Here is a 24,036-nt window from a genome sequence, read left to right as displayed (position 1 = left end):
TCACCCTTCCCGGGCCAGCTTCGGGTCGTTCCCTGCCCTCTCTAGGAGACTGCACATCTCTAGAGAGGACAAGATCCGCCAAGGCTAGGTCAACCTACCGCTTGACAGTCAATCTTGATCTATGCGTCAAAGTCGTACTGGAGTACATAAGCCGCCGCATCCAACACCATCTCGTTGAGCTCGACGGGGATTCCTCGGACGGTGTAGGCGGTGCGGAGGACGACGATGACCGGCGTGCCGCCGGGCAGGTCGAGCAGGAGCGACTCGCGCGGCTGGGGCATGCGGGCACGCACCTCCTCGGTGAAGTGCGCGGGCGGCATGCCCAGGTCGCGGAGGCGCGCGTAGGCGCCACCGGGTCCGGTGTCGTCGAGCGTGATCGCAGACCCCTCCACCAGGTCGGCGGGATAGTAGGAAGTGGCGAGCTGGACAGGGCGCGCGTCGACGGAGTACCGCCGCCGCCTGACCCAGACCTCGCGGGTGTCGAGCAGGCTCGCCGTTTCGAGCGATGCGGGTTCGCGGATGACCTCCACCTCGTCCACGGTGAACGGGCGTCCTCTGGTGTCCGCGTCCCAGATGGACTGCCCCTGTCCCCACTGTTCGCGGGACAGGCGGCGGGAGCCGTGTCTACGGATGGGTTTGAACAGGCGCACATAGACCCCCGAGCCTCGTTTGGGTACCGCCAGCCCTTCGTTGATCAGGACGGAGAGCGCCTGCCGGGCCGTGGCGCGGGCGACTCCGTATTCGGACATGAGCGCGTTCTCGCCCGGCAACTTGTCCCCATCGCGTAGCTCGCCGGCCGAGATCCGGGCACGGAGCTGGTCGGCGATGCGACGGTAGATGGGAGGCTCGTGAGGTACCGGGGATTCAGACACGTTCGACCACCCTCTGTCACCAACCGGGTTTGGCGTCTCCAGAGAACTTGCCCCGTCTTGTCCACGATCGCACAGATACGCAGGTTGGTCGCGTGCTTCTTTTGAGTGGATCGTGCCCGTGTGGCGATCTACGGGGGTTGTTGCCGACCGTTACCTTGGAACGATCCCGGCCGCTATTGGCCGCGCCCACCAGCGGCGCGTAACCAGGGCAGCCAGTACGGCTCCCGCCGTATTGATCACCACGTCGTCGATCGACGACAGCCGGCCGAGCCGCAGGCCGTACTGAAGTGTCTCCAAAAGGGCCGACCCGAGGGCGGCCACGAGCGCGACGCGGGCGAGCGAAGCGAAGCGCGGGGAGCGCACGGGGAGCAGGGCGCCGAGCGCGGCCAGGACCAGCAGGTTGCCTCCGACCTGCACGAACACGGTCTGCCACGGAGCGGTGGCGAGCTGGGCGAGGTCGTGGAAGGGGATCAGGCTGAGGCCGCTCGGGCCGGCGGCAGGGGTGAGGATCATCCAGACCCAGGGCACGGTGCCGGCGACGATGCCGACGTCCGCGATCGCCGTCCGGGCCGGGGCGGGGTGTCCGCGGCCGCGCCGGACCCGCGCGATCACGATCATGGCGAGGACGGCCAGCGGAACCGCCAAAGCTCCCGCTGTCACGATATTTCCCCACCTGTGGAAGGTCTCGCTCACCGGACCATGGTGAGGGTACGGGAAGGTGGCTCGCCAGACAGGGTGAGCGAGGGCCTCGTGCAGGTTCCGTGCAGCCCCGGCGACTGCCGGGCGTCAGGTGAGGGAGGCGCGGAGGAAGTCGAGAGCGACCGGCCACACCCGGGCGGCGGCCTCCGGTTGGTGGAAGGCCGGGTCCTGGTGGTTGTGGAAGGCGTGCCCGGCCTCCTCGTCCACGTAGACCGTGACACCGGGCCGTCCCTCGGCCGCCTTCTCCGCCATCCGCACCCGCTCGCGCGGGATGTACGGATCGCTCCCCCCGAAGGCCAGGAAGACCGGGCAGCGGATCTGTTCGAGCAGGTCGAGCTGGTCGGGCACGAGCGAGCCGTAGAAGGCCAGCACGCTGTCCACGGCCACGGTGGCGGCCAGCGTGAAGGCCAGCGAGCCGCCCAGGCAGAAGCCGAGCGTCCCAGCCTTGCCCGTGGTCAGCGGCCGCAGGTGGGCCAGGGCGAGCGCGCAGTCGGTCACCCCTTTGGCGAAGTCGAACCGCGCGGACAGGGCCAGCGAGGCGGCGAGGTTGTCGGGCCCGGGCTCGGGGGCCCAGCCGGGCTGCAGCCGCCAGAACAGGTCGGGGACGGCGACCACGTACCCGCGGCCGGCCAGCTCGGCCGCCACGTCACGGAGGTAGGAGCTCACGCCGAAGATCTCGTGCGGGATGAGGACGCCGGGTCCCGTGCCGCGCTCCGGGAACCACAGGTGCACGTCGAAGGCGCCGTCTCGGGTGGTGACCTGGTCCGTGCGTGTCTGCATGGTGCCAGCATCCCCCGCCGCCCGGCCCGCTTCCAGCACGCGTTTCAGAGCGAGCGGGCCATCGCGCGGGAGACGCCGAGCGCGGCGGTCTTGACCGCGGGAGCCAGCCGGGTGGGGTGGAAGCGGGCCAGCGGCACCGAGACCGACAGCGCGGCCACGACCTCGCCGTCGGTGAAGATCGGCGCGGCGATGCAGGCGCCGCCGAGCTGCGACTCCTCCCGTTCGTAGGCCAGTCCGGCGGCCTGGATCTGCCCGATGGCCTCCTCCAGCCGCTTCGGGTCGACGATCGAGTGCGGGGTGAGCCCGCGCAGCGGCCGGGCCAGGACCTCCTCGATCAGCTCGGGCCCGGAGTAGGCGAGCAGCGCCTTGCCCACCCCGGTGCAGGTCAGCGGCAGCCGGCCGCCGACGCGGGAGGGCAGCGAGAAGGACTCCCGGCCGCGGATCTTCTCGACGTAGACGACGTCGAGCCCGTCGCGGACGCCGAGGTGGATGGTCTCGTGCGTGGCCTCGTACAGGTCGTGCATGAAGGGGAGGGCGGCGTGGCGCAGGTCCCGTTCGAGGGGGACGATGCTACCGAGCTCGAACAGCCGCCGGCCGAGGTAGTAGCCCTCCTCCCGGCGGGTGACGGCGCCGATCTCGATCAGTTCGGTGAGCAGCCGGAAGGTGGTGGTCTTGGGCAGGTGGCAACGTTCGGCGACGTCCATCAGGCGCAACGGCCCCCCGGTGGGGCGGAAGGCGTCGAGGATGAGCCAGGACTTCTCCAGCATGGACAGGTTCCGCGACATGGAACGCATTGTTGTCCATAACCGGGCAAAACCTCTATATCCATATGTATGAGGAGAGACGGTGTTTGAGCAGATAGCCCATTTCATTGGCGGTGAACTGGTCGCCGAGGGCACCCCCTTCCCCGCCTACGACCCGGTGACCGGAAAGCAGATCCGCGAGGTCCACGTGGCGGACCGCGACGTGGTCGACCGCGCGGTCCGCGCGGCCCGCGCGGCGGCTCCGGCCTGGGCGGCGCTGCCGATGGCCGAGCGGGCGGCGTGGATGCGCCGGCTGGCCGACGGCATCGAGGCGCGCTTCGACGACCTGGTCGACGTGGAGATCGCCGACACCGGCAAGCCGGTGGAGCAGACCAGGACGCTCGACATCCCCAGGGGTGCGGCCAACTTCCGGTCCTTCGCCGAGATCGCCGCCCAGCGGCCGTCGAACGCCTTCCACCTGCCCGGCGTGCTGAGCTACACCGTCCACCGTCCGCTCGGCGTGGTCGCCGTGGTCGTCCCGTGGAACCTGCCCTTCCTGCTCATGACCTGGAAGCTGGCCCCCGCGCTGGTCGCCGGGAACACCGTCGTGGTCAAGCCGTCGGAGAACACCCCCGGCAGCGCCGCGCTCCTCGCGGAGATCTGCCGCGAGATCGGCCTGCCGCCCGGTGTGGTCAACATCGTCTACGGGTACGGCGCGACCGGCGGCCACCTGGTCGAGCACCCCGGCATCGACGGGGTGACCTTCACCGGCTCCACCCGCACCGGCTCGACGATCATGCGCGCGGTGGCGGACCGGGTGAAGCCGGTCTCCTTCGAACTCGGCGGCAAGAACGCCGCGCTGGTCTTCGAGGACGCCGACCTGGACAAGGCGGTCGCCGGCACGCTGCGCTCGGTCTTCACCAACGGCGGCCAGGTCTGCCTGTGCACCGAGCGGGTCTACGTGCAGCGCTCGATCTTCGACGAGTTCGCGCGCCGGCTGGCCGCGGGCGCGGGCGAGGTCTACCGGCAGCCCATGATCTCCGCCGAGCACCGCGACAAGGTGCTGTCCTACTTCGACCTGGCGCGCGAGGAGGGCGGCGAGTTCCTGACCGGCGGCGGCGCGGTGGCCGGCGAGTCCGGCTACTACGTCGAGCCGACCATCGTCACCGGCCTGCCGGAGAGCTCCCGCTTCAACACCGAGGAGATCTTCGGCCCGGTCTGCCACCTGCGCCCGTTCGACCCCGAGGACGAGGCGGTCGAGCTGGCCAACAGCAGCCAGTACGGCCTGGCCGCCACGGTGTGGACGACCGGGCTCGGCCGCGCCCACCGGGTGGCCCAGCGCCTGGAGGCCGGCCTGGTCTGGGTGAACACCTGGTACTTGCGCGACCTGCGCACCCCCTTCGGGGGCGTGAAGCTCTCCGGCATCGGCCGCGAGGGCGGAACGCAGTCGCTCGACTTCTACTCCGAGCCCACCACGATCACCATGGAGCTGACATGACCGACACGTGGTCAGAGGCGGTCGACGCCCGCACGGTCGCGGCCGACCGGCTGCGGGAGGCGGCCCGCACCGGCAAGCCCTGCCCGCCGGTGCGTGACCTGATCGGCACGGCCGCCGAGGGGTACGCGGTCCAGGAGCTCAACTCGCGGCGCGCGCTGGAGGAGGGCCGGCGGCTGGTGGGCCGCAAGATCGGGCTGACCAACTTCGCGGTGCAGAAGCAGCTCGGGGTGGACTCGCCGGACTTCGGGCTGCTCTTCGCGGACATGGCCTACCTCGACGGGCTCGCCGTGCCGTACGAGCGGTTCCTGCAGCCGAAGGCGGAGGCCGAGGTGGCTCTGGTGCTCGGCCGGGACCTGGAGGGCGGCCCGTTCACCGTGGCCGACGTGATCGGGGCGGTCGACTTCGTGCTCCCGGCGATCGAGATCGTCGACTCGCGGATCGAGGGCTGGGACATCACCCTGGCCGACACCATCGCCGACAACGCCTCCAGCGGCGCGTTCGTGCTCGGCAACACCCCGGTCGAGCTGCGCGGGCTCGACCTGCGGCTGGCCGGGATGACCATGACCAGGAACGGCCTGGAGGTCTCCACCGGCGCGGGCGCTGCCTGCCTGGGGCACCCGCTGAACGCCGCGGTCTGGCTCGCCGACACCCTCGCGCGCAGCGAGTTCCCGCTGCGCAAGGGCGACATCGTGCTCACCGGCGCGCTCGGCCCGGTCGTGCCGGTCGAGCCCGGCGACGTGTTCGAGGCGGAGATCGACGGCCTGGGCTCGGTGCGGGCGGTGTTCTCCCGATGAAGATCGCGATCATCGGGTCGGGCAACATCGGCACCGACCTGATGTTCAAGGCGCTGCTGTCGAAGCGCGTCGAGGTCGTGGCCATGGCCGGCATCGACCCCGACTCCGACGGCCTGGCGCGAGCCCGCCGGCGCGGCCTGGCGACCACCCACCACGGCGTGGAGGGCCTGGTCGAGCTGGACGGCTTCGGCGAGATCGACGTCGTCCTCGACGCCACCTCCGCCGGCGCCCACCGGCACAACTGGGCGGTGCTCCAGCCGTACGGCAAGCGGGTCATCGACCTGACCCCGGCGGCGATCGGCCCCTACGTCGTCCCGCCGGTCAACCTCGGCGAGCACCTCGACGCCCCCAACCTGAACATGGTGACCTGCGGCGGCCAGGCGACCATCCCGATCGTCGCCGCGGTCGCCTCGGTGGCCCCGGTGCGGTACGCGGAGATCGTCGCCTCGATCGCCTCGAAGTCGGCCGGGCCCGGCACGCGGGCCAACATCGACGAGTTCACCGAGACCACCGCCCGGGCGATCGAGCGGGTGGGCGGCGCCGAGCGCGGCAAGGCGATCATCATCCTCAACCCGGCCGAGCCCCCGCTGATCATGCGGGACACCGTCTACTGCCTGGTCGAGGAGTGCGACGAGGGCGCGGTCAGCGCCGCCGTCGCGGAGATGGTGGCGAAGGTCCAGGAGTACGTGCCGGGCTACCGGCTCAAGCAGGACGTGCAGTTCGCCAGGATCGGCGACGACGAGCCGGTCTGGACGCTGGTCCCCGGCGCCAAGGGCGGGATGAAGGTGAGCGTGTTCCTGGAGGTGGAGGGCGCGGCCCACTACCTGCCCGCCTACGCCGGCAACCTCGACATCATGACCTCCGCCGCCCTGCGCACGGCTGAGAGGCTGGCATGACCACGATCTACGTCCAGGACGTCACGCTGCGGGACGGCATGCACGCCATCCGCCACCGCTACACCGTGGACCAGGCGGCCGAGATCGCCCGCGCGCTCGACGAGGCCGGCGTGGCCGCGATCGAGATCGCGCACGGCGACGGCCTGGCCGGCGGCAGCTTCAACTACGGGCCCGGCGCCCAGACCGACGACGAGTGGATCGAGGCGGTCGCCGGCGCGGTCAAGCGGGCCAAGCTGACGACGCTGCTGCTGCCCGGCATCGGCACCGTCGAGGACCTCAAGCGGGCTGGGGCGCTGGGCGTGCGGTCGGTGCGGATCGCCACCCACTGCACCGAGGCCGACATCTCCGCCCAGCACATCGCCACCGCCCGAGAGCTGGGCATGGACGTGGCGGGCTTCCTGATGATGTCGCACATGACCTCGCCGCAGGAGCTCGCCCGCCAGGCCAAGCTGATGGAGTCCTACGGCGCGCACTGCGTCTACGTCACCGACTCCGGCGGCCGGCTGACCATGGACGGCGTGCGCGATCGCATGCGCGCCTACCGGGACGTGCTGGAGCCGGAGACCGAGCTCGGCATCCACGCCCACCACAATTTGGCGCTCGGCGTGGCCAACTCGGTCGTCGCGGTCGAGAACGGCTGCGTGCGGGTGGACGCCTCGCTGGCCGGCATGGGCGCGGGTGCGGGCAACTGCCCGATCGAGGCGTTCGTGGCGGTGGCCGACCTGATGGGCTGGGAGCACGGCTGCGACCTGTACGCCCTGATGGACGCGGCCGACGACCTGATCAGGCCGCTGCAGGATCGGCCGGTCCGGGTGGACCGCGAGACGCTGACCCTGGGCTACGCGGGCGTGTACTCCAGCTTCCTGCGGCACGCCGAGTCCGCCTCGGCCCGTTACGGCGTCGACACCAGGGCGATCCTGGCCGAGGCCGGGCGGCGGCGTATGGTCGGCGGGCAGGAGGACATGATCGTGGACATCGCCCTGGACCTGAGCTCGGGGGAGCAGTCGTGACAAATCCTGAAACGTCGCTGGCCGAGCGGCTCGACGAGGCCACCCGCACCGCCAAGCCGATCGCCCAGCCCGAGCCCGGCTTCGACGCCTACGCCGTCCAGGACGAGCTGATCGGCCTGCGGCGCAAGCGCGGCGAGCGGCAGACCGGGGTGAAGCTCGGCTTCACCAGCGAGGCCAAGCGCGTCCAGATGGGCGTGCACGACCTCATCCTCGGCCGGCTCACCGACGCCATGGTGATCCCCGACGGCGGCACGGCCGACCTGTCGCGCTACATCCACCCGCGGGTCGAGCCCGAGGTCGTCTACCTGGTCGGCCGCCGGATCGAGTCGGTGGCCGACGCCCTGCTGCCCGGCGCGGTCGCCGCGGTGGCGGCCGGCATCGAGCTGATCGACTCGCGCTACGAGAACTTCCGCTTCTCGCTGGAGTCGGTCGTCGCGGACAACACCTCGGCGGCGGCCTACTGCGTCGGCGCCTGGCGGGCCTACGATCCCGCCCAGTGGAACCTCGGCGTGGTGTTCGCGCTGGACGGGCGGCCCGCGCACGCCGGGTCGACCGGCGCGATCCTCGGCGATCCGCGCCGGGCGATCGTCGAGGCGGCACGGCTGGCCGTACAGGCGGGGCAGGTCATCGAGGAGGGCTCGATCCTGCTGGCCGGCGCGGCCACGGCGGCCGAGCCGCTCAAGCCGGGCACGCACGTGCGGGCCGAAGTCCAGCACCTCGGCTCGGTGTCGCTGAGGGGGGCCTGATGCTGGCCGTACCCAGAGGGCGGTTCCCGCACGTGAAGCGGGCCGGCGACTTCCTGTTCGTCTCCGGCACCAGCTCGCGGCGGCCCGACAACAGCTTCGCCGGGGTCGAGGTGGACGAGCTCGGCACGACCGACCTGGACATCCGGGCGCAGACGCGGGCGGTGATCCAGAACATCGGCGAGATCCTCAAGACCGAGGGGGCCTCGCTCGGCGACCTGGTGCAGGCGACGACGTACCTGGTCAACATGAACGACTTCAAGGGCTACAACGAGGTCTGGGCGGAGTTCTTCGACGAGACCGGGCCGGCTCGCACGACGGTCGCGGTCCACCAGCTCCCGCACCCGCACCTGCTCATCGAGATCCAAGCCATCGCCTGGAGGCCGCAATGACGATCCCGCCGCTCGATTTCACCAAGTGGATCGACGAGCACGCCCACCTGCTCAAGCCGCCGGTGGCCAACAAGATCATCTTCGAGGGCGCCAACGACCTGATCGTCATGGTCGTCGGCGGGCCGAACGCGCGCACCGACTTCCACGTGGACCCCTACGAGGAGCTCTTCTACCAGGTCCGCGGCAACATGCACGTGAACGTCATGACCCCGGACGGGCCGGACACCGTACACATCCGCGAGGGCCAGATGTGGCTGCTCCCGCCCAACCTGCCGCACTCGCCGCAGCGCCCGGAGCCGGGCTCGATCGGCTTCCTGGTGGAGCGGGTCCGGCCGGAGGGCGTGCTGGAGAAGTTCCAGTGGTACTGCCCGGACTGCAACGCGCTGGTGCACGAGGTCGAGCTCCAGGTGCGGGACATCGTCCAGGACCTGCCGCCGGTCTTCGAGGCGTTCTACGCCGATGAGAAGGCCCGCACCTGCGGCGCCTGCGGAGCGGTGCACCCCGGCAAATGATCACCGACATCCACACCCACTACGTGCCCAAGGGCTGGCCCGACCTGGGCTGGCCCGGGGCGCCCCGGCTGCGCGTCGACTCCGAGCGCGAGGCCATGATCCTCGTCAACGACCGGGACTTCCGGAAGATCGGCCACGAGTGCTGGGAAGCCGAGGCCCGGCTGAGCCGGATGGACGCCGACGGCGTCGACCGCCAGGTCGTCTCGCCGACCCCCGTCTTCTTCGGCTACGACCGGTCCCCGGCCGAGGCGGCCCGGGTCGCGAAGGTCTTCAACGACCTGGCCCTGGAGATCTGCGCGCCCAGCGAGCGGCTCATCCCGTTCTGCCAGGTGCCGCTCCAGGACCCGGACCTGGCCTGCGAGGAGCTCGACCGCTGCCGCGAGCAGGGGCACCGGGGCGTGGAGATCGGCAACCACGTGGGCGACCGCGACCTCGATGACGAGGGCGTCGTCCAGTTCCTGCAGCACTGCGCCGAGACCGGCATGCCGGTCTTCGTCCACCCCTGGGACATGCCGACCGGTCCACGGGTCGCACGGTGGATGGCGCAGTGGCTGGTCGGCATGCCCGCCGAGACCCATCTGTCGATCATGGCGATGGTCCTCGGCGGGGTATTCGATCGGGTGCCGCCCTCGCTGCGCATCTGCTTCGCGCACGGGGGCGGTTCCTTCGCCTTCTGGCTCGGCCGTTTCGAGAACGCCTGGCACCGTCGCAACGACGTGATCGGCACCTCCGAGCACCCCCCGTCCCACTACCTCGACCGCTTCAGCGTCGACTCCGTGGTCTTCGACGAGCGCTCGTTGCGCCTGCTCGTCGACGTCCTGGGCGACGAGCACGTGCTGCTGGGCTCCGACTTCCCCTACCCGCTCGGCGAGACGCCAGTGGGACAAGTGGTGCGAAACGCGGGGTTCCTTTCCGGTACGGCACGCGCGAGGATCCTCGGAAACAACGCTGAAGTCTTTCTCGGAGAGCTCCCATGAGATATGCGGTCCTCGCTTTGCTGCTCCTGTCGGCCAGCGCCTGCGGCGGTGGCGCGATGCAGGGCGCGCAGGACGACTCCACGGTCAAGATCGGCGCGATCATCTCGCAGACCGGCGTCTACTCGGCCCTCGGTGACGACATGGAGGCCGCGATGCGCCTCTACCTCACCGAGAAGGGCGACAAGCTGGGCGGCAAGCGGGCCGAGCTGATCACCGCGGACGACGCGGGCAACCCCGAGACCGGCCAGCAGAAGGCCAAGCAGCTCACCCTTGAGAACAAGGTGGACGTGATCACCGGTCTGATCGCCTCGCCGGTCGCGGTGGCGGTGGCCAAGGAGGCCGCCGCCCAGAAGACCCCGGTGGTGATCGCCAACGCCGGCGCCGACGCGCTCGGCGGCCCGGGCGTCTTCCGCGTCTCCTACACGAACTACATGCACGGCTACGCGGCCGGCAAGTACGCCGCCGAGGCCTACGGCAAGGACGGCGCGGTGCTGATGGGCGCCGACTACTCCGCCGGCACCGAGACGCTCAAGGGCTTCGCCGACGGCTTCGCCAAGGCCGGCGGCGCCGCGCCGATCAAGCAGATCCTCACGCCCTTCGGCAAGACCCAGAACTTCCAGCCCTACCTCAGCCAGATCCCGGCCGAGGCGAAGTTCCTCTACGTCTTCTACGCCGGCGGCGAGGCGATCACCTTCGCCAAGAACTTCAAGCAGTTCGGCTACGACCAGAAGGTCAAGCTGCTGACCTGCCAGAACATCACCGACGAGGACGTGCTCCAGGCGATCGGCGCCGACGCCGAGGGCATCACCAGCGTCGGCCTGTACTCCCCGGCCCTGGACAACGCCGAGAACGCCGCCTTCGTCAGCAAGTGGAAGGCCAAGACCGGCAAGAACCCCTCGGTCGTGGCGCTGCAGAGCTGGGACGCCATGCAGCTCATCGACAAGGCCGTGGCGGCCGGCGGCGACCTGTCCGAGGCGCTGGCCAAGGTGGGCGACATCACCAGCCCGCGCGGCACCTTCAAGCTCGACGCCGACAAGCACAACCCGGTCCAGAACTGGTACGCCCGCACCTACGAGGGCGGCGCGAACAAGGTGATCGCCACCATCCCGCCGGACCCCGCCTCGTGAACCTGCTCGTCACCGCGTTCGACGGCATCGCCTTCGGCGCCCTGCTCTTCGTCCTCGCCGTCGGGCTGACGATGATCTTCGGCCTGCTCGACGTGCTCAACCTCGCGCACGGCGCGCTCTACATGGCCGGGGGCTACCTCGCCCTGCTGATCATCGGGGAGGCGCCGGTCTCCCTGGCCGTCTTCATCGGCGTCGCGCTGCTGGCCGTCGTCGCCGGGCTCGTGCTCGGCGGCGGGCTGTCGGCGGCGATCCGGCCGCTGCGCGGACGCGGCCACCTCGACCAGGCGCTGCTCACCATGGGCCTGGCCATCCTGCTCTCGGAGTTCCTGCTGCAGAGCGTCGACCGCGGCTTCCACAGCCTGGCCGCGCCGATCGGGCTCGACGGCAGCATCGCGGGCAGCTACCCGGCCTACCGGGTCGCCGTGATCGTCGCCGGGCTGGCCATCGCCGGCGCCACCTTCTGGGTCTTCGAGAAGACCCGCGCCGGGGCGCTGGTGCGGGCCGCGGTGGACGACCCCGAGATGCTCGCCGCCACCGGCGTCAACGTCAGGCGCGTCCGGCTCGGCGTGGTGCTCGCCGGATGCGCGCTGGCCGTCTTCGCCGGCGTGCTGGGCGGGCCGCTGCTCAACCTGCGCGCCGGGCTCGACACCGAGGTGCTCGTGCTGGCGCTCATCGTCATCGTGGTCGGCGGGCTGGCCTCCATCCGGGGCGCGGCGCTCGGCGCGCTGCTGATCGGGCAGGTGCAGACGCTCGGCGTCGCCCTGGTGCCGGAACTGGCCGCCTACCTGCTGTTCGCCGTCATGGCGGCCGTGCTGCTCTGGCGGCCGGCCGGGCTGTTCGGGAGGACGGCATGAACCCCAGGATCAAGGGCGTCGCCGTCGCCGCCGTGCTGGCGGTCATGGCGGTCATGCCGTACGTGCTGGACCCCTACCGGCTCGACCTGCTCAGCGGCGGGCTGGCCTACGGGCTGATGGCCGCCAGCCTGGCCTTCCTGGTCGGGCACGGCGGGCTGCCCTCGCTCGGGCACGCCGCCTTCCTCGGCGTCGGCGCCTACGCGGCCGGCCTGACCGCCAAGCACCTCACCGCCAACGCGCTCGGGCAACTGCTCGTCGCCATCGCCGCGGGCGTGGTGTTCGCGCTGCTCACCGGCTGGTTCGCGGTGCGCACCAAGGGGTTCTTCTTCCTGATGTTCACCCTGGCGATCGGCGAGATCGCGGTGCAGGCCGCGACCCGCTCCACCCGGGTGACCGGCGGCGACAACGGGCTGTCCGGCATCCCCAAGGCCGAGCTGTTCGGGCTCGACGCGGTCGTGCCGTACGTGGCCGCCTTCTACTGGTGGGCACTGGCCGTCGTGGCGCTCGGCTTCGGCGCGCTGGTGCTGCTGCGCAACAGCCCGCTCGGGCGGGCCGTCGCGGGCGCGCGCGAGAACGAGGCGCGGATGGCCGCGCTCGGCTACCACGTGACCGGCGTACGGCTGGCCGCCGTGGTGATCGCCGGCGCGGTGTGCGCCGCCGGGGGAGCGCTGGTGGAGCAGAAGGACACCTTCGTCGCCCCCACCCACCTGGAGATCGGCGTCTCGGTGCTGCTCCTGGTGATGGTGCTGCTCGGCGGGCGCGACTCGCTGGCCGGGCCGCTGGTCGCGGGCGTGGCGCTGATCGTGCTGCGCGCGGTGACCTCGACCGCGCTCGGCGACAAGTGGCTGCTGGTGGAGGGGGCGCTCTTCGTGATCTGCGTCTACCTGCTCCCCGGCGGCCTGCAAGGACTGTGGAGGCGCCGTGCTCAGGCTGCATGAGGTGACGATGCGCTTCGGCGCGCTCAACGCGGTGGACGGCGTCTCGCTCACCGTGGCCGAAGGCGAGCGCCGGGCGCTCATCGGGCCGAACGGCGCGGGCAAGTCGACGTTGTTCGCGACGATCGCCGGCTCGCTCCGGCCGACCGCCGGGACGATCGAGTTCGCCGGCCGGGACGTCACGAAGCTGCCGGAACACCGCCGGGCCCGGCTGGGCATCGCCAGGACCTTCCAGCACAGCAGCCTGTTCACCGGGCTGACCTGCGAGGAGAACGTGGCGCTCGCGGTGCGGTCACGGCAGGGCGTGGGCACCAGGATCTGGAGCTCGCCGGCCGCGAACCTGCGCACCAAGCAGGAGGCGGCGCGCTTCCTCGACCTCATGGAGCTGCGGGCCGGGACCCTCGCCGGCTCGCTCTCCCACGGCGAGGCCCGACGCCTGGAAGTGGCCATGTCCCTGGCCCGCGACCCCCGCCTGCTGCTGCTCGACGAGCCCGCCGCGGGCATGTCCGCCGCCGAGAGCGCCAAGTTCGCCGAACTGATCCAGGTGCTCGACACCACCCTGCTGATCGTGGAACACGACCTCGACGTGGTCTTCGCCGTCGCCTCGCACGTCACCGTGCTGGCCGCCGGCCAGGTGATCGCCGATGGCGCGCCCGCCGAGATCCGGGCCTCGGAAGAGGTCGAACGGGTCTACCTCGGCACGACGAAGGAGATCTGGTGCTGACCGTCGAAGGGCTCACCGCCGGGTACGGCGAGGCCCAGATCCTGCACGGGGCCTCGATGACCCTCGAACCGGGCAAGGCCGTCGCCGTCCTCGGCCGCAACGGCGTCGGCAAGACCACCTTCGTGCACACCCTGATGGGCCTGGTCAAGCCGCGTTCCGGCAGCATCACGCTGGACGGCGTCGAACTGGCCGGGCTCGACACTCGCCGCATCGCCCGGCACGGCGTGCGCATCGTGCCGCAGGGCCGCCGGGTCTTCCGCTCGCTCACCGTCGAGGAGACGCTGGCCATCTCCCGCAGCCCCGGCGACTGGACGGTCGAGCGGGTCTACGACCTGTTCCCGTCGCTGGCCGCCCGGCGCCGCCACCGGGGCGACCAGCTCTCCGGCGGCGAGCAGGAGATGCTCGCCATCGGCCGCGCCCTGCTCGGCAACCCGCGGCTGCTGCTGCTCGACGAGCCATCCGAAGGGCTCGCCCCCAAGGTCGTGGAGGAGCTCGGCGAGGTGCTGGCCGGGCTCGACGGGCTGTCGGTCGTCATCGTCGAGCAGAACCTCCACCTGGCGGTGGCGGTCGCCGACGAGGTGCGGTGCATGGTCAAGGGCAGCTTCGTCTACCACGCCACCACAGCCGGGTTCCGCAAGGACCCGGCGGCTGCGAAGGAGTATCTGGGTGTTGGATCGTGAGGCCTGCGCCGCGCTGGACGCGGCGGATCCGCTGCGCGACTTCCGCGAGGAGTTCGTGTTGCCCGAGGGGGTCGTCTACCTCGTGGGCAACTCGCTGGGGGCGCTGCCGCGCCGTACCGCCGAGCGGGTGGCCCGCACGGTCGAGCAGGAGTGGGGTGGGCAGCAGGTCGGCGGCTGGAACAGCGCCGGCTGGTACGCCCAGCCGTTGACCACCGGCGACCGGCTGGCCCCGCTGATCGGCGCCGGGCCGGGTCAGGTCGTGGTGGGCAACACCACCTCGATCGCGGTCTACCAGGCGGTCTCCGCTGCGCTGCGGCTGCGCCCGGACCGGCGGGTGATCGTGGTGGACCGTGCCATGTTCCCGACCGACAACTACATGGTCGAGGGCCTGGGCGAGCTGCGCGACTTCTCCGAGGGCCGCTTCGACGACGCCGCGGTGGTGCTGCTGTCGGAGGTGGACTACCGCACCGGCGCCCGCTACGACGTGCCCGAGGTCACCCGCCGGGTGCAGGAGGCGGGCGCGCTCATGGTGTGGGACGTCTGTCACAGCGTCGGCGCGCTCCAGGTAGATGTCTCGGCCGCCGACTTCGCGGTCGGCTGCACGTACAAGTACCTGAACGGCGGGCCGGGCGCCCCGGCCTTCCTCTACGTCAACCCGCGCCACCACGAGCGCGCCGAGAACGTGCTGTCCGGCTGGTACGCGCACGCCGAGCCGTTCGCCTTCGAGCCGCGCTTCCGCGCCGCCGAGGGCATCCGGCGCTTCACCGTCAGCACCCCGCACGTGTTGTCCTTCGCCGCGCTGGAGGCGGCGCTCGACATCTGGGAGCGGGTGGACCTGGCCCAGGTCAGAGCCAAGAGCATGGCCCTGACCTCGCTCTTCGTGGACCTGGTCGGCGACTCGCTGGAGCTCGCCTCGCCGCGTGAGGCCGAGCTGCGGGGCAGCCAGGTGAGCTTCTACCACCCGGACGGCTACCCGGTGATGCGGGCGCTCATCGACCACGGGGTGCACGGCGACTTCCGCGCGCCGGACATCCTGCGCTTCGGCTTCGCGCCGCTGTACACCCGCTACGTGGACGTCTACGACGCCGCGGCCACGCTGGCCGAGGTGCTGGACAAGGAGCTCTGGCGCGACAGCCGCTACGCCCAGCGCCTGGCGGTCACCTGAGCCGGGCGGCCGTCGTGGCCGCGTCCTTCAGGTGCCGGCGGAAGTCCTGGGGCCGGGGCTTGGCGGCGGCCTCGTCGGCGTGGGCGTAGACGAACACCGCGCGGTCGCGGCGGGCCACCACGGCCCGCTGCCCGTGCAGGCTGACCTGGGTGCCCTGGTAGCCCTGCGCGGCGATCTTGAGGCCCTCGTCGCCGACCTGGGCCGGGGTGGCCGTCCAGACCAGGTCGCGTCCCACGCCGCTGCCGTCGTCCACCCGGGCGCAGCGCCGTAGCGCCCGGCGCAGGTCGTCCATCGCGCGCTCGGCGGCCTTGGCGTTCCGGTAGAAGGCGACCTCCTCCAGTTGCGCCGCGGCCGGGCCGTGCAGGACGGCCTTGCGCACCGACGTCCGGCCCTTCGCCCCGAGGCGGGCGTCGGCGCACGGGTTGACCCACTGCGCGCCCCGCGCCTTCCGTGACACCTGCCACTTCTCCCCGCCGTCGAGCTTGATGACCGGCGCGGGCGCATCGGCCCGCTCGTAGATCAGGAACCCGTCCGGTACGGCTGCCGCCAGCGTCGCGGCGGTCAGGACGGTGGCGATCGTGAACCCCATGATGTGCTCCCCGTGGTGCCTGGGTGGTGCCTGGGTGGTGCTGTTCGTTGAGGTCTGACCCCTGGAGCACGGTCAAGGGTTGGCCAGTGTCTGGCACTCGTGGCCTTTCGGATAGCATGCTTCCTGCCCACAAGGCACCTTTTGTTGTTGTTTGCCCGCGTTCCGTGTGGCCTGCACACCCGCGGGTTCCTCGGAGCGCGCCCCCAGCTCTTCCGGGAGACCCCCGCGTGCTCGCTTCACCCGCCCACGTGGCGTTTCGTCGTGGACGTCCGTCATGCTGCTGACCTTCACGGTCACCGCCCTGGTCATGATCATGATCCCGGGGCCGGACGCCGCGCTCATGATGCGCACCTCGATCTCGCACGGCCGTGCCGCCGGACTGCTCACCATGCTGGGCGGCCTGCTCGGACTCGCCCTGCACGCCTCGGCCGCCGCCGTCGGCCTGTCCGCCCTCCTGGCCGCCTCGCCCACCGCCTTCGCCGTGTTGCGCTGGCTCGGCATCGCCTACCTGCTGTGGCTCGGCTTCCAGGGCCTGCGCTCGCGGGGCAAGCTCCCCGCCGAGGCCGCGCCGGACAGGCCGAGGACCGGCCGGCTGGGGTACGTCCGCAACGGGCTGCTGTCGAACCTGCTCAACCCCAAGGTGCTGCTCTTCTTCGTGACCTTCCTGCCGCAGTTCATGGAAGGTGCCTCGGCCGCCCTGCTCTCCGCGATCTTCGCGGGACTCTACGCGGGGTGGTTCGTGCTCTACATCCTGGTGGTGGACCGGCTGGGCGCGCTGCTGCGCACTCCGCGCTGGCAACGCCGGATCGAGCGGATCACCGGCGTGGTCCTGGTCGGCTTCGCCCTCCGCCTGGCCGTGCAGTAGCCGTTCGCCTCCGGGCGGTCAGGGCTGGGCGTCGAGCAGTTTGATCGCGCGTTTCGGGGCGACCTGGCGGTAGCTCTCCTCCACCCAGTCGAGCAGGATCTCGGTGTCGGGGAGCTTGCTCAGGAACGGGACGGTCACCCAGCCGGCCTTGCCCAGGCCGTAGCCGGTCGGGGCGGCGCCCTCCACGGTCAGCGCGTGGCCGTGGGACTCGCTGACCAGCTTGACGGTGAAGCTCGGCGCGTAGCGCTCGTCGGAGCCGTCCATCCCCAGGAAGACGAAGACCTTCTTGCCGACCTTGACGACGGTCTCGCCCCACGGATGATCTTCCCAGGCCTCCGGAAGGCCCAGGGCGAACTCGAGCAGTCGCTCTCTGGCGTCCATGGCTATGGAGGCTATCGAAGGGCACCGACTGTTTCCGGGGCCGACACTCGTCCAGAGTGGGTGGGTATGACGGTCGATGAGCTGATGGGGTTGCTGGCCGCGTGCGAGGACGCCTGGGACGCGCCCGACCGCAGCGGTGACCCGGTGCCTCTGCTGGATCACGGGCTTCAGGTGGCGGCCGTCCTGCGGGAGTGGGCGCCGGACGACCTCAAACTCCAGGTGGCCGGGCTGGTGCACGATCTCGGGCACCTGCTGTGTCCGGGGGACGAGGCGGGGCACGCCGCCGCCGGGGCGCGGGCTGTCGGGCCGTTGCTCGGGCGTCGGGTGGCTGCGCTGGTCGAGCTGCACGTGCCCGCCAAGCGGTACCTCGCGGCGGTCGAACCCGGGCGGGGGTTGTCGCCGGAGAGCGCGCGCACACTCGCCCTCCAGGGTGGGCCGATGTCACCCGCTGAGGCCGCCGCTTTCGCCGCCTCGCCGTACGGCACGGCCGCCGTCACCCTCCGCCGCGCCGACGACCTCGGCAAGGTCATCGGCCTCACCCGCCCCCCACTGGCCGAACTCACCACCTGGCGCCCCACGATCGCCCACCTGGCCGCACGCCCCCACTGATCCCCCAAGGTCCACCTGTGCCCCGACGGGCCTCCCACCGATCCACCAAGGTCCACCTGTGCCCCGACGGGCCTCCCACCGATCCACCAAGGTCCACCTGTGCCCCGGAAGGTCGGTGGGTGGGGCGCGGCCGGGTCACCTGGGTCGGCGAAACTCCGCCAGCCGAGCCTCGATCACCGAACGGATCCGCTCGCGAGCCTCCATCCGAGCCACCCCCGACATCAACAACGAGTCATACTCCGTATCCAAGTGCCGAACCGAAGCCACCACAGCCAGGGTGATCGCGTTCTCGTCCAGCGCCCGCCCGGCGGCGGTGCGCCCCACCCGCCCACTGCCCCGCTGAGCGGCGTGCCGGGCGATGTCGAGGGCTCGGTCCTCAGGACACCCCGGAAACAGCCGAGCGATCTCCCCGGCCATCCGCGCCTGGAACTCCTCGTCCTGCCCCGCCCGCCGCTCCCGGTCCCGGTCGCGGCGGCGGAGCCGTACCTCCTCATCAGCCAGGCACTGCTCCTCGGCCCGAGCCAGCGCACCCTCCTCGACCAGCACCCCGATCCGCCGGTAGAGCTTGCGCCGCCGGTCATACCGGACGACGACGGCCGACAGCCCGCTCTCCTTCTTGGCCCGCCGGCTGAGCGCCGCGTCCCCGGCGGGCAGCAGCACCAGGTGGTCGAGGTCGGCACAGGTGAGGCAGTGCGGCTGCTCGTCCTCCATGACCAGGTAGGGCCCGCTCTCCCGGCACGAGGCACAGGTGAACGGCTGGTCGGGGACGACCGCGACCAGGTCGGGGACCTTGCTGCGGCTGGCGGTGAGCCGTTTGACCTGCGCCTCGCCGAGGTCGGGGGAGAGCCAGTGCACCCGGAAGGGCGCCTGGTCGCCGGAGGCGGTGAAGCGCAGTTCGCGCCGGTCGCGGGCGCCGGACAGGTAGGGGAGCTCGACCGCCCGCAGTCCCTTGGCCTGGGCCCACTCGCGCAGCACCGCCAGCGTGGTCAGCAGCCGCTCCTCGTCCACGGCGGCGAGTTCGGCGAGGGTCGCGGCGCGTCCCTGCCGCCACTGGTCGAGGTGGCGGGTGTGCAGCCAGCGCAGCCCGGCCACGACGTCCACGAAGGCGACCTGCTTGCGGGTGGCGAGGACGATCTCGGCCGCCGAGGCGACGCGTCCGGTCAGATTGGGCCTGCTCACCACCCAAGCTTGCCGCAGCTTCACGCCCCCGCCCACCACAACCCCGATTCACTGCTCGCTCCTGAGGAGCCGGATGAACGCCTTGAGCCCGGTGATCACCTCGTGGTTGTCGGCCATGCCGTTGACCGTCTCGGCGAAGCGCTGGGAGATCCCGTTGACCTTGCGCTCGGCGTCGTGCACCCGGCCCTGGAGGATGGCCAGCTCGGTGCGGAGGTCGTCGTTCTCCCGGCGCAGCCGGTCGAGTTCGTGGCCGTGCTCCTCGACGGCCGCCCGCATGCTCAGCACGTCGTCGCGCGGGAAGGTGACCTCGCGGGTGAGCTCGCCGACCCGGCCGCGCAGGTGGCCGAAGTAGGCGACCGCCGGGCGGAACAGGGTGCTGAGCAGGTAGAACCCGGCGAAGTAGTAGCCCACCTCGCTGCCGGAGAAGAAGCTGATCACGGCGACGACCAGGGCGGACAGCACGTGCCCGCCGATGGCGAAGCGGAGCATCCGCGCGGCGATCCGCCGGGCCTCGGTCTCGTGCCGTTCGGGGACGGCGATGCCGCGCTCGCGGGACTCGCGCATCGCCCCGACGGCCCGGAGCGCGCCGAAGTAGAGGTTCCAGGGCACGATCAGCAAGGTGATCAGCCAGGCGAGGCTGAGGAAGCCGAGGGCGAGCGAGAGCAACGTGGCGAGCGGCACGTCGAGGAAGACCAGCAGCCAGATGGCGAACAGGGCGACGACTACCGTGACCGGAAATATCCAGACCTTCATGACGACGAGCGTTCGCCATGACCCCCGCCCCGCACGAGCGTCCCCGTACTCAGCCCGCCATGAGTAGCGCCCCCGGCTAGGGGTGGCGGCGGAACAACCGCCGGAACCAGGGGGTCCGGGCGGCCTCCGGCTCTTCGGCCCCGTCGAGCGCCGCCAGGGCCTCGGCGGCGGTGGGCCGCAGGCCGGGCGACTCGGCGAGCATGCCGAGCACCACCGGCGGCGGCTCCTCCAGGTAGCGCTGGGCGATCACCCCGGCGGAGTAGACGTCGCACGCCGCCGTCATCAGGTCGGGCCGGTCGCGCGCCTCGGGCGCCACGTACTGCACGTCGAGCACGTTGCCCAGCTCGTGCGCCACGGTGTAGGAGCGCGGACCCGGCTTGGCGTAGTCGAAGCCGGTCAGCAGCGCCCGCCCGGCGTCGGTGACCAGCACGCTGGCCGGGGTGAGCGCGCGGTGCACGACGTGGTGGGCGTGCGCGTGCGCCAGGCCGGCGAGCATGTCGCGCACCACCTCAAGGCCGACCCGGCGGCGCAGGTGCAGCGCCTCGCCGTGCACGTCGTCCAGCACGAGCACGAAGCGGCTCTCGTCGTCGATGGCGAAGAAGTCGCGCGGGCGCACCACGTTGGGGTGGGCCGGGAGGCCGGCCAGCGACTGGTAGGCGTTGGCGATGCGCTGCAGCTCGGCCGTGCGGGAGGCGCTGTCGGCCATCGGGTCGGCCTGGTAGACGCGCAGCAGCACGGTCTGGCTGCCCGGCAGGGTGGCGTTGAAGGCGCGGTACTCGGTGACCTTGGCGTCGCCGCCGAGCTCCTCCTCGACCTCCCAGTGGCCGAACCGGGGGGCCGCGGTGCTGCGCCGTACCATCGCGTTGAGCGCTTCGAGGATGTGCGTGCGGTACGGCGTGGCATCCGGGCTGCAGCCGCGCCGCACGCGCGTCACGTCGCTCAGCACGTCGATTAAGCCCGGCAGGTCGGTGACGTTGGCCCGGTCGCGCCCGTCGTGGTCGATCAGCCGGGCGTCGGGCGAGGTCAGCACGACCAGGCTGTCCACGTAGACCCGTTCGAGGTCGCGGTGCTTGGCGACGAGCAGGCCCTTGAGCGCGCGGGCGGTGCCGCGGAGCTTGGCGGCCGGCGAGCCGTAGGCGGGGCTGCGCGCGGGGAACCACCGCATGCCGGAGGCCTCGATGCGGCCGCGGGTGCCCTTCACGTCGACGACGACCAGCGAGTGCGCGGTCAGCACGAGCAGGTCGACCTCGAAGACGTCGTCGCCGCGTGGCACCTCGACGTTGTGCAGGAGCAACCAGTCGTCGGGCGCGTGGTCCCGCAGGTGGGCGATCACCTTGCGCTCGGCGTCGTTGACCGGCCGTCCGCCCCCGACGATCTGTGCCATGCGGATCATCTTCGCATGCTTTTGATTGACAACATGTTGTCGTTATGACAGTCTATTGTCATGAACACGATCTACCACGCGATTTATGACTCGATGGCCGACTGGGAGACCGGGCACACCACAGCCCACATCCGCAACGGCAACTTCCAGAAGGAGCCCGGCCGCTACGAGATCGTCCACGTCGGCCTGACCCCCGGACCGGTCGTCACCATGGGCGGCCTGCGCGTCACGCCCGACGTGACCGTCGCCGACCTGGTCCCGGAGGACGCGGCGCTGCTGATCCTGCCCGGGGCCGCGCTCTGGGACGAGAGCGCGGAGCTGCAGCCGTTCGCGCTGCTCGCCGGCGGCCTGCTGGCGGCCGGGACGCCGGTCGCCGCCATCTGCGGCGCCGTCGCCGGGCTCGCCCGCGAGGGGGTCCTCGACGGGCGCGACCACACCGCCGCCGCCCTGCCGTACCTGCAGGCCCAGGAGGGGTACGGCGGAGCCGCCCACTACATCGAGGCCGAAGCGGTCACCGGCGGCGAGCTGATCACCGCCGGCCCGACCGCCCCGGTCGACTTCGCCCGCGAGATCTTCGCCAAGCTCGACCTCTACACCCCCGAAGTGCTGGACGCCTGGTACCGCCTGTTCAAGAACAGCGACGCCAGCGCCTTCGAGGTGCTGATGGCGGCGTGAGCGACCAGGCGGACCTGCTGTCGGAGGCGGCGCTCACCGTCTACCGGCTCAACGGCCAGTTCCTCAACCTGGGTGACGCGCTGGCCAGGCCCGCCGAGCTGACCGTGGCCTGGTGGCAGGTGCTGAGCGCGGTCGAGGCCGAGCCCATGTCGGTGGCCGCCATCGCCCGGCTCAGAGGACTGACCCGGCAAGGCGTGCAGCGGACCGCCGACCTGCTGGTGGACAAGGGGCTGGCCGAGTACGCGGTCAATCCCGCCCATCGGCGGGCCAAACTGCTCCGGCCCACGCCGGAGGGGCTGGCGGCCATCGCGCAGATCGAGCCCGGCCTGACCGCCGCGGCCGAACGGGTGATGGCCGTTCTGGGGCCGGGCGGTCTGGAGGAGGTCATCGCGGCCCTCAAGCGGCTGTCGGCCACCCTCGACCGGCTCACTGGGTGAGGGCGCGCGCCAGCCGGTAGGAGTCGCCGTCCTGCCAGACCAGCCACTCGCCCGCGGCGTAGGCCCGGCCGGGCAGCTCGACGCTCCGGCCGGTGACCGGGTCGTGCACCACCGACTTCCAGCCGACCTCCAGCTCCAGCGCGGTGTAGGCGATCAGCCGGTCGCCCATGGTCAGCTTGGCCTGCGGCACGGTGGTCTGCTGGACGGTGACCGGAGTGGCGGTCGGCAGCTTCACCGGCACCGTCGTGGGCGTCCAGGTGTCGCGCGGGGCCGTGCGCAGCGTCCGGTCCACGACCCAGGCGAACGTGCTGCCGTTGGCCGCGGCCAGCCAGTCCTTGCCGGGATCGGCCATCGTCACCGGGGGGACGCCCTCGGGCAGGGGCCGTTCGGCGACCTCCCGGCCGGACTCCACGTCGACCTGGCGGACCACCCGGTCGTTCGACTCCTCGGCGACGAACAGGTCGGGGTAGGCGAAGGCGACCGCGTGCCCGGAGGAGAAGCGGCCCTGCCCGGACACCGTGGTGCCCTTCGCGCAGCCCTTGGCCGTCCACGGCTGCCGCATCGGGTCGTTGGCGGCCACCCAGCCGTGGCTCACCCAGAACGGTCCGGCCGGGTCGTAGCCCTGCGGGGACGGGTCGCTGGTCGCGCCGCTGGCGTCCTGGCAGGACAGCGGGTAGGCCGACGAGGCCCCGGCCCACAGGCGCAGGCCGCCTTCGCCCGTGCCCAGCACCTGGGCCGCGGCGTCCGTGACCGGCTGCAGCTCCTGGGTGTGGGGGCCGGCGGCCCAGACCTTCTTGTCCTGGTCGGTACGGCCGAGCACGCTGCCGTCCTCGCCGATGACCTCGGGGAAGAAGGTGGTGCCCTCGGGGGTGCGGGGCGGGAGGGCGATCGAGCCCGGCAGGTCCACGAGGTCGGCGATGCCCCCTGCGGAGGCGGCCACCGTGGTCCTTCCGGGGTCGGACGCCTGCCGTACGGTCAGGGGGATCGCCACCGCGAGGGCCAGCACGCAGGCGCCGGCGGCGACGGCGCGGCGGCGGCGCCTGCGGGTGACGACGCCCGCGTGCACGCGCCCGGCCAGACCGGCGGGCGGCCTCGCCTCGCCCGGCCCGGCCAGCACCTCGCCGAGCCGCGTCTCCAGGTCATCCATGGGGGCCTCCTGCTCTCTTGTCGTCTCGGGCGCTCGTGAAACGTGGGCTGCTCATGTGGGCTGGCGCTTCAGGTCGGCGCGGAGGCGGGCCAGGGCGCGGGAGGCCTGGCTCTTGACCGTCCCCCTGCTGCAGCCGAGCAGGTGGGCGATCTCCTCCTCGCTGCGTTCCTCCACGTACCGCAGGACCAGGACGGCCCGCATCCGCGGCGGCAACTCCGCGATCCGCGCCGCCAGCCCCGCGTCGGAGTCGACCCGGGCCAGCGCCCGGTCCTCCGCCGCCGACTCGGGCAGATCGGCGGTGGCCAGCTCACGCCGGCCGCGCCGCCAGCGGTTGGTCATGAGCCGCAGCATCGTGGTCCGGACGTAACCCTCCGGGTCGTCCTTGCGCAGGACGCGGTTCCAGCGCGTCCCGGTCCTGGTCAGCGCCTCCTGGACCAGGTCCTCGGCGTCGTGCCGGTCCCTGGTCAGGACCATGGCGTAGCCGAACAACGCGTCGAGCCGCGCCGCCACGAAAGCCTCGAAGGAGTCATCCACCTCCCCAAGGACACATCAGCTTCGTAAAAGGTTGCCAGCTTGCTTATAGTGACCACTTGCTCGCGCTTAGTGCATTCTGGGG

At 71.6% G+C, this 24,036-nt stretch carries 29 protein-coding genes; 18 read left to right on the top strand and 11 right to left on the bottom strand.

Annotation, left to right across the window (positions count from 1 at the left end):
• Positions 1-119: 119 nt before the first annotated feature.
• The 4 genes from AB0I67_RS28330 to AB0I67_RS28315 all read right to left on the bottom strand — a co-directional run bounded on the left by AB0I67_RS28330 (position 120) and on the right by AB0I67_RS28315 (position 3,136).
• Positions 120-872 carry a GntR family transcriptional regulator gene (locus AB0I67_RS28330; protein WP_357929197.1) on the bottom strand — a complete coding sequence of 251 codons (753 nt, stop codon included), beginning with the start codon at positions 870-872 and terminating at the stop codon, positions 120-122.
• Between the two features lie 150 nt (positions 873-1,022).
• A complete protein-coding gene (locus AB0I67_RS28325; RefSeq protein WP_357929194.1) occupies positions 1,023-1,565 on the bottom strand; it encodes a VanZ family protein in 543 nt (180 codons plus the stop codon).
• Positions 1,566-1,658: 93 nt separating this feature from the next.
• The gene (locus tag AB0I67_RS28320; RefSeq protein WP_357929192.1) at positions 1,659-2,351 is read right to left on the bottom strand and encodes a dienelactone hydrolase family protein; all 693 of its coding nucleotides are present in this window, start codon (positions 2,349-2,351) and stop codon (positions 1,659-1,661) included.
• Between the two features lie 44 nt (positions 2,352-2,395).
• Positions 2,396-3,136, bottom strand: coding sequence for an IclR family transcriptional regulator (locus tag AB0I67_RS28315; RefSeq protein WP_357929189.1), 741 nt, complete (start codon positions 3,134-3,136; stop codon positions 2,396-2,398).
• A gap of 61 nt (positions 3,137-3,197) precedes the next feature.
• On the opposite strand from AB0I67_RS28315, the gene AB0I67_RS28310 reads away from it, so the two are divergent.
• The 14 genes from AB0I67_RS28310 to AB0I67_RS28245 are packed head-to-tail and all read left to right on the top strand — an operon-like array spanning position 3,198 to position 15,401.
• Positions 3,198-4,592: an aldehyde dehydrogenase family protein gene (locus AB0I67_RS28310; protein ID WP_357929187.1), complete on the top strand. Its 1,395-nt coding sequence runs from the start codon at positions 3,198-3,200 to the stop codon at positions 4,590-4,592.
• Positions 4,589-5,386, top strand: a complete 798-nt coding sequence (locus tag AB0I67_RS28305; RefSeq protein WP_357929184.1) for a fumarylacetoacetate hydrolase family protein — start codon at positions 4,589-4,591, stop codon at positions 5,384-5,386. Before AB0I67_RS28310 ends, AB0I67_RS28305 begins: the two co-directional genes overlap by 4 nt.
• Complete coding sequence (locus AB0I67_RS28300; protein ID WP_357929182.1) at positions 5,383-6,282, top strand: acetaldehyde dehydrogenase (acetylating); 900 nt, start codon at positions 5,383-5,385, stop codon at positions 6,280-6,282. Before AB0I67_RS28305 ends, AB0I67_RS28300 begins: the two co-directional genes overlap by 4 nt.
• A complete protein-coding gene (gene dmpG / locus AB0I67_RS28295) occupies positions 6,279-7,292 on the top strand; it encodes a 4-hydroxy-2-oxovalerate aldolase (RefSeq protein ID WP_357929180.1) in 1,014 nt (337 codons plus the stop codon). The genes AB0I67_RS28300 and dmpG overlap by 4 nt, the downstream gene beginning before the upstream one ends.
• The gene (locus AB0I67_RS28290; RefSeq protein WP_357929177.1) at positions 7,289-8,038 is read left to right on the top strand and encodes a fumarylacetoacetate hydrolase family protein; all 750 of its coding nucleotides are present in this window, start codon (positions 7,289-7,291) and stop codon (positions 8,036-8,038) included. The genes dmpG and AB0I67_RS28290 overlap by 4 nt, the downstream gene beginning before the upstream one ends.
• Complete coding sequence (locus AB0I67_RS28285) at positions 8,038-8,427, top strand: RidA family protein (RefSeq protein ID WP_357929175.1); 390 nt, start codon at positions 8,038-8,040, stop codon at positions 8,425-8,427. Before AB0I67_RS28290 ends, AB0I67_RS28285 begins: the two co-directional genes overlap by 1 nt.
• Complete coding sequence (locus tag AB0I67_RS28280; RefSeq protein WP_357929172.1) at positions 8,424-8,939, top strand: 3-hydroxyanthranilate 3,4-dioxygenase; 516 nt, start codon at positions 8,424-8,426, stop codon at positions 8,937-8,939. Before AB0I67_RS28285 ends, AB0I67_RS28280 begins: the two co-directional genes overlap by 4 nt.
• Entirely contained in the window at positions 8,936-9,916 is a 981-nt protein-coding gene (locus AB0I67_RS28275) for an amidohydrolase family protein (protein WP_357929170.1), read from the top strand. The genes AB0I67_RS28280 and AB0I67_RS28275 overlap by 4 nt, the downstream gene beginning before the upstream one ends.
• Positions 9,913-11,043, top strand: a complete 1,131-nt coding sequence (locus AB0I67_RS28270) for an ABC transporter substrate-binding protein (protein WP_357929167.1) — start codon at positions 9,913-9,915, stop codon at positions 11,041-11,043. Before AB0I67_RS28275 ends, AB0I67_RS28270 begins: the two co-directional genes overlap by 4 nt.
• On the top strand, positions 11,040-11,897 hold the full coding sequence (locus AB0I67_RS28265) for a branched-chain amino acid ABC transporter permease (RefSeq protein WP_357929165.1): 858 nt from the start codon (positions 11,040-11,042) through the stop codon (positions 11,895-11,897). The genes AB0I67_RS28270 and AB0I67_RS28265 overlap by 4 nt, the downstream gene beginning before the upstream one ends.
• Positions 11,894-12,835: a branched-chain amino acid ABC transporter permease gene (locus AB0I67_RS28260; RefSeq protein ID WP_357929163.1), complete on the top strand. Its 942-nt coding sequence runs from the start codon at positions 11,894-11,896 to the stop codon at positions 12,833-12,835. The genes AB0I67_RS28265 and AB0I67_RS28260 overlap by 4 nt, the downstream gene beginning before the upstream one ends.
• Entirely contained in the window at positions 12,819-13,556 is a 738-nt protein-coding gene (locus tag AB0I67_RS28255) for an ABC transporter ATP-binding protein (protein WP_357929161.1), read from the top strand. Before AB0I67_RS28260 ends, AB0I67_RS28255 begins: the two co-directional genes overlap by 17 nt.
• Positions 13,550-14,236 carry an ABC transporter ATP-binding protein gene (locus AB0I67_RS28250; RefSeq protein WP_357929158.1) on the top strand — a complete coding sequence of 229 codons (687 nt, stop codon included), beginning with the start codon at positions 13,550-13,552 and terminating at the stop codon, positions 14,234-14,236. Before AB0I67_RS28255 ends, AB0I67_RS28250 begins: the two co-directional genes overlap by 7 nt.
• On the top strand, positions 14,223-15,401 hold the full coding sequence (locus AB0I67_RS28245) for an aminotransferase class V-fold PLP-dependent enzyme (protein ID WP_357929156.1): 1,179 nt from the start codon (positions 14,223-14,225) through the stop codon (positions 15,399-15,401). The genes AB0I67_RS28250 and AB0I67_RS28245 overlap by 14 nt, the downstream gene beginning before the upstream one ends.
• Here AB0I67_RS28245 and AB0I67_RS28240 read toward each other — a convergent pair.
• Positions 15,394-15,990 (bottom strand): hypothetical protein, encoded by a 597-nt coding sequence (locus tag AB0I67_RS28240; protein WP_357929153.1) that lies wholly within the window; start codon positions 15,988-15,990, stop codon positions 15,394-15,396. The two genes, AB0I67_RS28245 and AB0I67_RS28240, sit on opposite strands and share 8 nt — an antisense overlap.
• 274 nt (positions 15,991-16,264) lie before the next feature.
• Between AB0I67_RS28240 and AB0I67_RS28235 the strand changes: the two genes are divergently transcribed.
• Positions 16,265-16,855: a LysE family translocator gene (locus AB0I67_RS28235; RefSeq protein WP_357929151.1), complete on the top strand. Its 591-nt coding sequence runs from the start codon at positions 16,265-16,267 to the stop codon at positions 16,853-16,855.
• Between the two features lie 18 nt (positions 16,856-16,873).
• Here AB0I67_RS28235 and AB0I67_RS28230 read toward each other — a convergent pair whose 3' ends face one another.
• Positions 16,874-17,236: an MmcQ/YjbR family DNA-binding protein gene (locus AB0I67_RS28230; protein ID WP_357929148.1), complete on the bottom strand. Its 363-nt coding sequence runs from the start codon at positions 17,234-17,236 to the stop codon at positions 16,874-16,876.
• Positions 17,237-17,302: 66 nt separating this feature from the next.
• Here AB0I67_RS28230 and AB0I67_RS28225 point away from each other — a divergent pair, with 66 nt between their 5' ends.
• Complete coding sequence (locus AB0I67_RS28225) at positions 17,303-17,845, top strand: HD domain-containing protein (protein WP_357929145.1); 543 nt, start codon at positions 17,303-17,305, stop codon at positions 17,843-17,845.
• A 135-nt stretch (positions 17,846-17,980) separates the two neighbouring features.
• On the opposite strand, the gene AB0I67_RS28220 is transcribed toward AB0I67_RS28225, so the two are convergent.
• The 3 genes from AB0I67_RS28220 to AB0I67_RS28210 form a co-directional block, all read right to left on the bottom strand.
• A complete protein-coding gene (locus AB0I67_RS28220; RefSeq protein WP_357929142.1) occupies positions 17,981-19,024 on the bottom strand; it encodes a DUF2293 domain-containing protein in 1,044 nt (347 codons plus the stop codon).
• Between the two features lie 48 nt (positions 19,025-19,072).
• A complete protein-coding gene (locus AB0I67_RS28215) occupies positions 19,073-19,777 on the bottom strand; it encodes a hypothetical protein (protein WP_357929140.1) in 705 nt (234 codons plus the stop codon).
• Between the two features lie 76 nt (positions 19,778-19,853).
• Positions 19,854-21,161 carry an NERD domain-containing protein gene (locus AB0I67_RS28210; protein ID WP_357929137.1) on the bottom strand — a complete coding sequence of 436 codons (1,308 nt, stop codon included), beginning with the start codon at positions 21,159-21,161 and terminating at the stop codon, positions 19,854-19,856.
• A gap of 60 nt (positions 21,162-21,221) precedes the next feature.
• Here AB0I67_RS28210 and AB0I67_RS28205 point away from each other — a divergent pair, with 60 nt between their 5' ends.
• Positions 21,222-21,836 carry a DJ-1/PfpI family protein gene (locus AB0I67_RS28205; protein WP_357929135.1) on the top strand — a complete coding sequence of 205 codons (615 nt, stop codon included), beginning with the start codon at positions 21,222-21,224 and terminating at the stop codon, positions 21,834-21,836.
• Positions 21,833-22,273: a MarR family winged helix-turn-helix transcriptional regulator gene (locus AB0I67_RS28200; RefSeq protein WP_357929132.1), complete on the top strand. Its 441-nt coding sequence runs from the start codon at positions 21,833-21,835 to the stop codon at positions 22,271-22,273. The genes AB0I67_RS28205 and AB0I67_RS28200 overlap by 4 nt, the downstream gene beginning before the upstream one ends.
• Here AB0I67_RS28200 and AB0I67_RS28195 read toward each other — a convergent pair.
• The gene (locus tag AB0I67_RS28195) at positions 22,263-23,420 is read right to left on the bottom strand and encodes a hypothetical protein (protein WP_357929130.1); all 1,158 of its coding nucleotides are present in this window, start codon (positions 23,418-23,420) and stop codon (positions 22,263-22,265) included. The two genes, AB0I67_RS28200 and AB0I67_RS28195, sit on opposite strands and share 11 nt — an antisense overlap.
• A gap of 51 nt (positions 23,421-23,471) precedes the next feature.
• The gene (locus AB0I67_RS28190; RefSeq protein ID WP_357929127.1) at positions 23,472-23,954 is read right to left on the bottom strand and encodes a SigE family RNA polymerase sigma factor; all 483 of its coding nucleotides are present in this window, start codon (positions 23,952-23,954) and stop codon (positions 23,472-23,474) included.
• Positions 23,955-24,036: the final 82 nt, after the last annotated feature.

This window comes from Nonomuraea sp. NPDC050310, from assembly GCF_040655795.1.
GTDB lineage: Bacteria > Actinomycetota > Actinomycetes > Streptosporangiales > Streptosporangiaceae > Nonomuraea.
The sequence above is the reverse complement of the archived record's forward strand: the minus strand, read 5'-3'. Positions and strand labels throughout refer to the sequence as shown.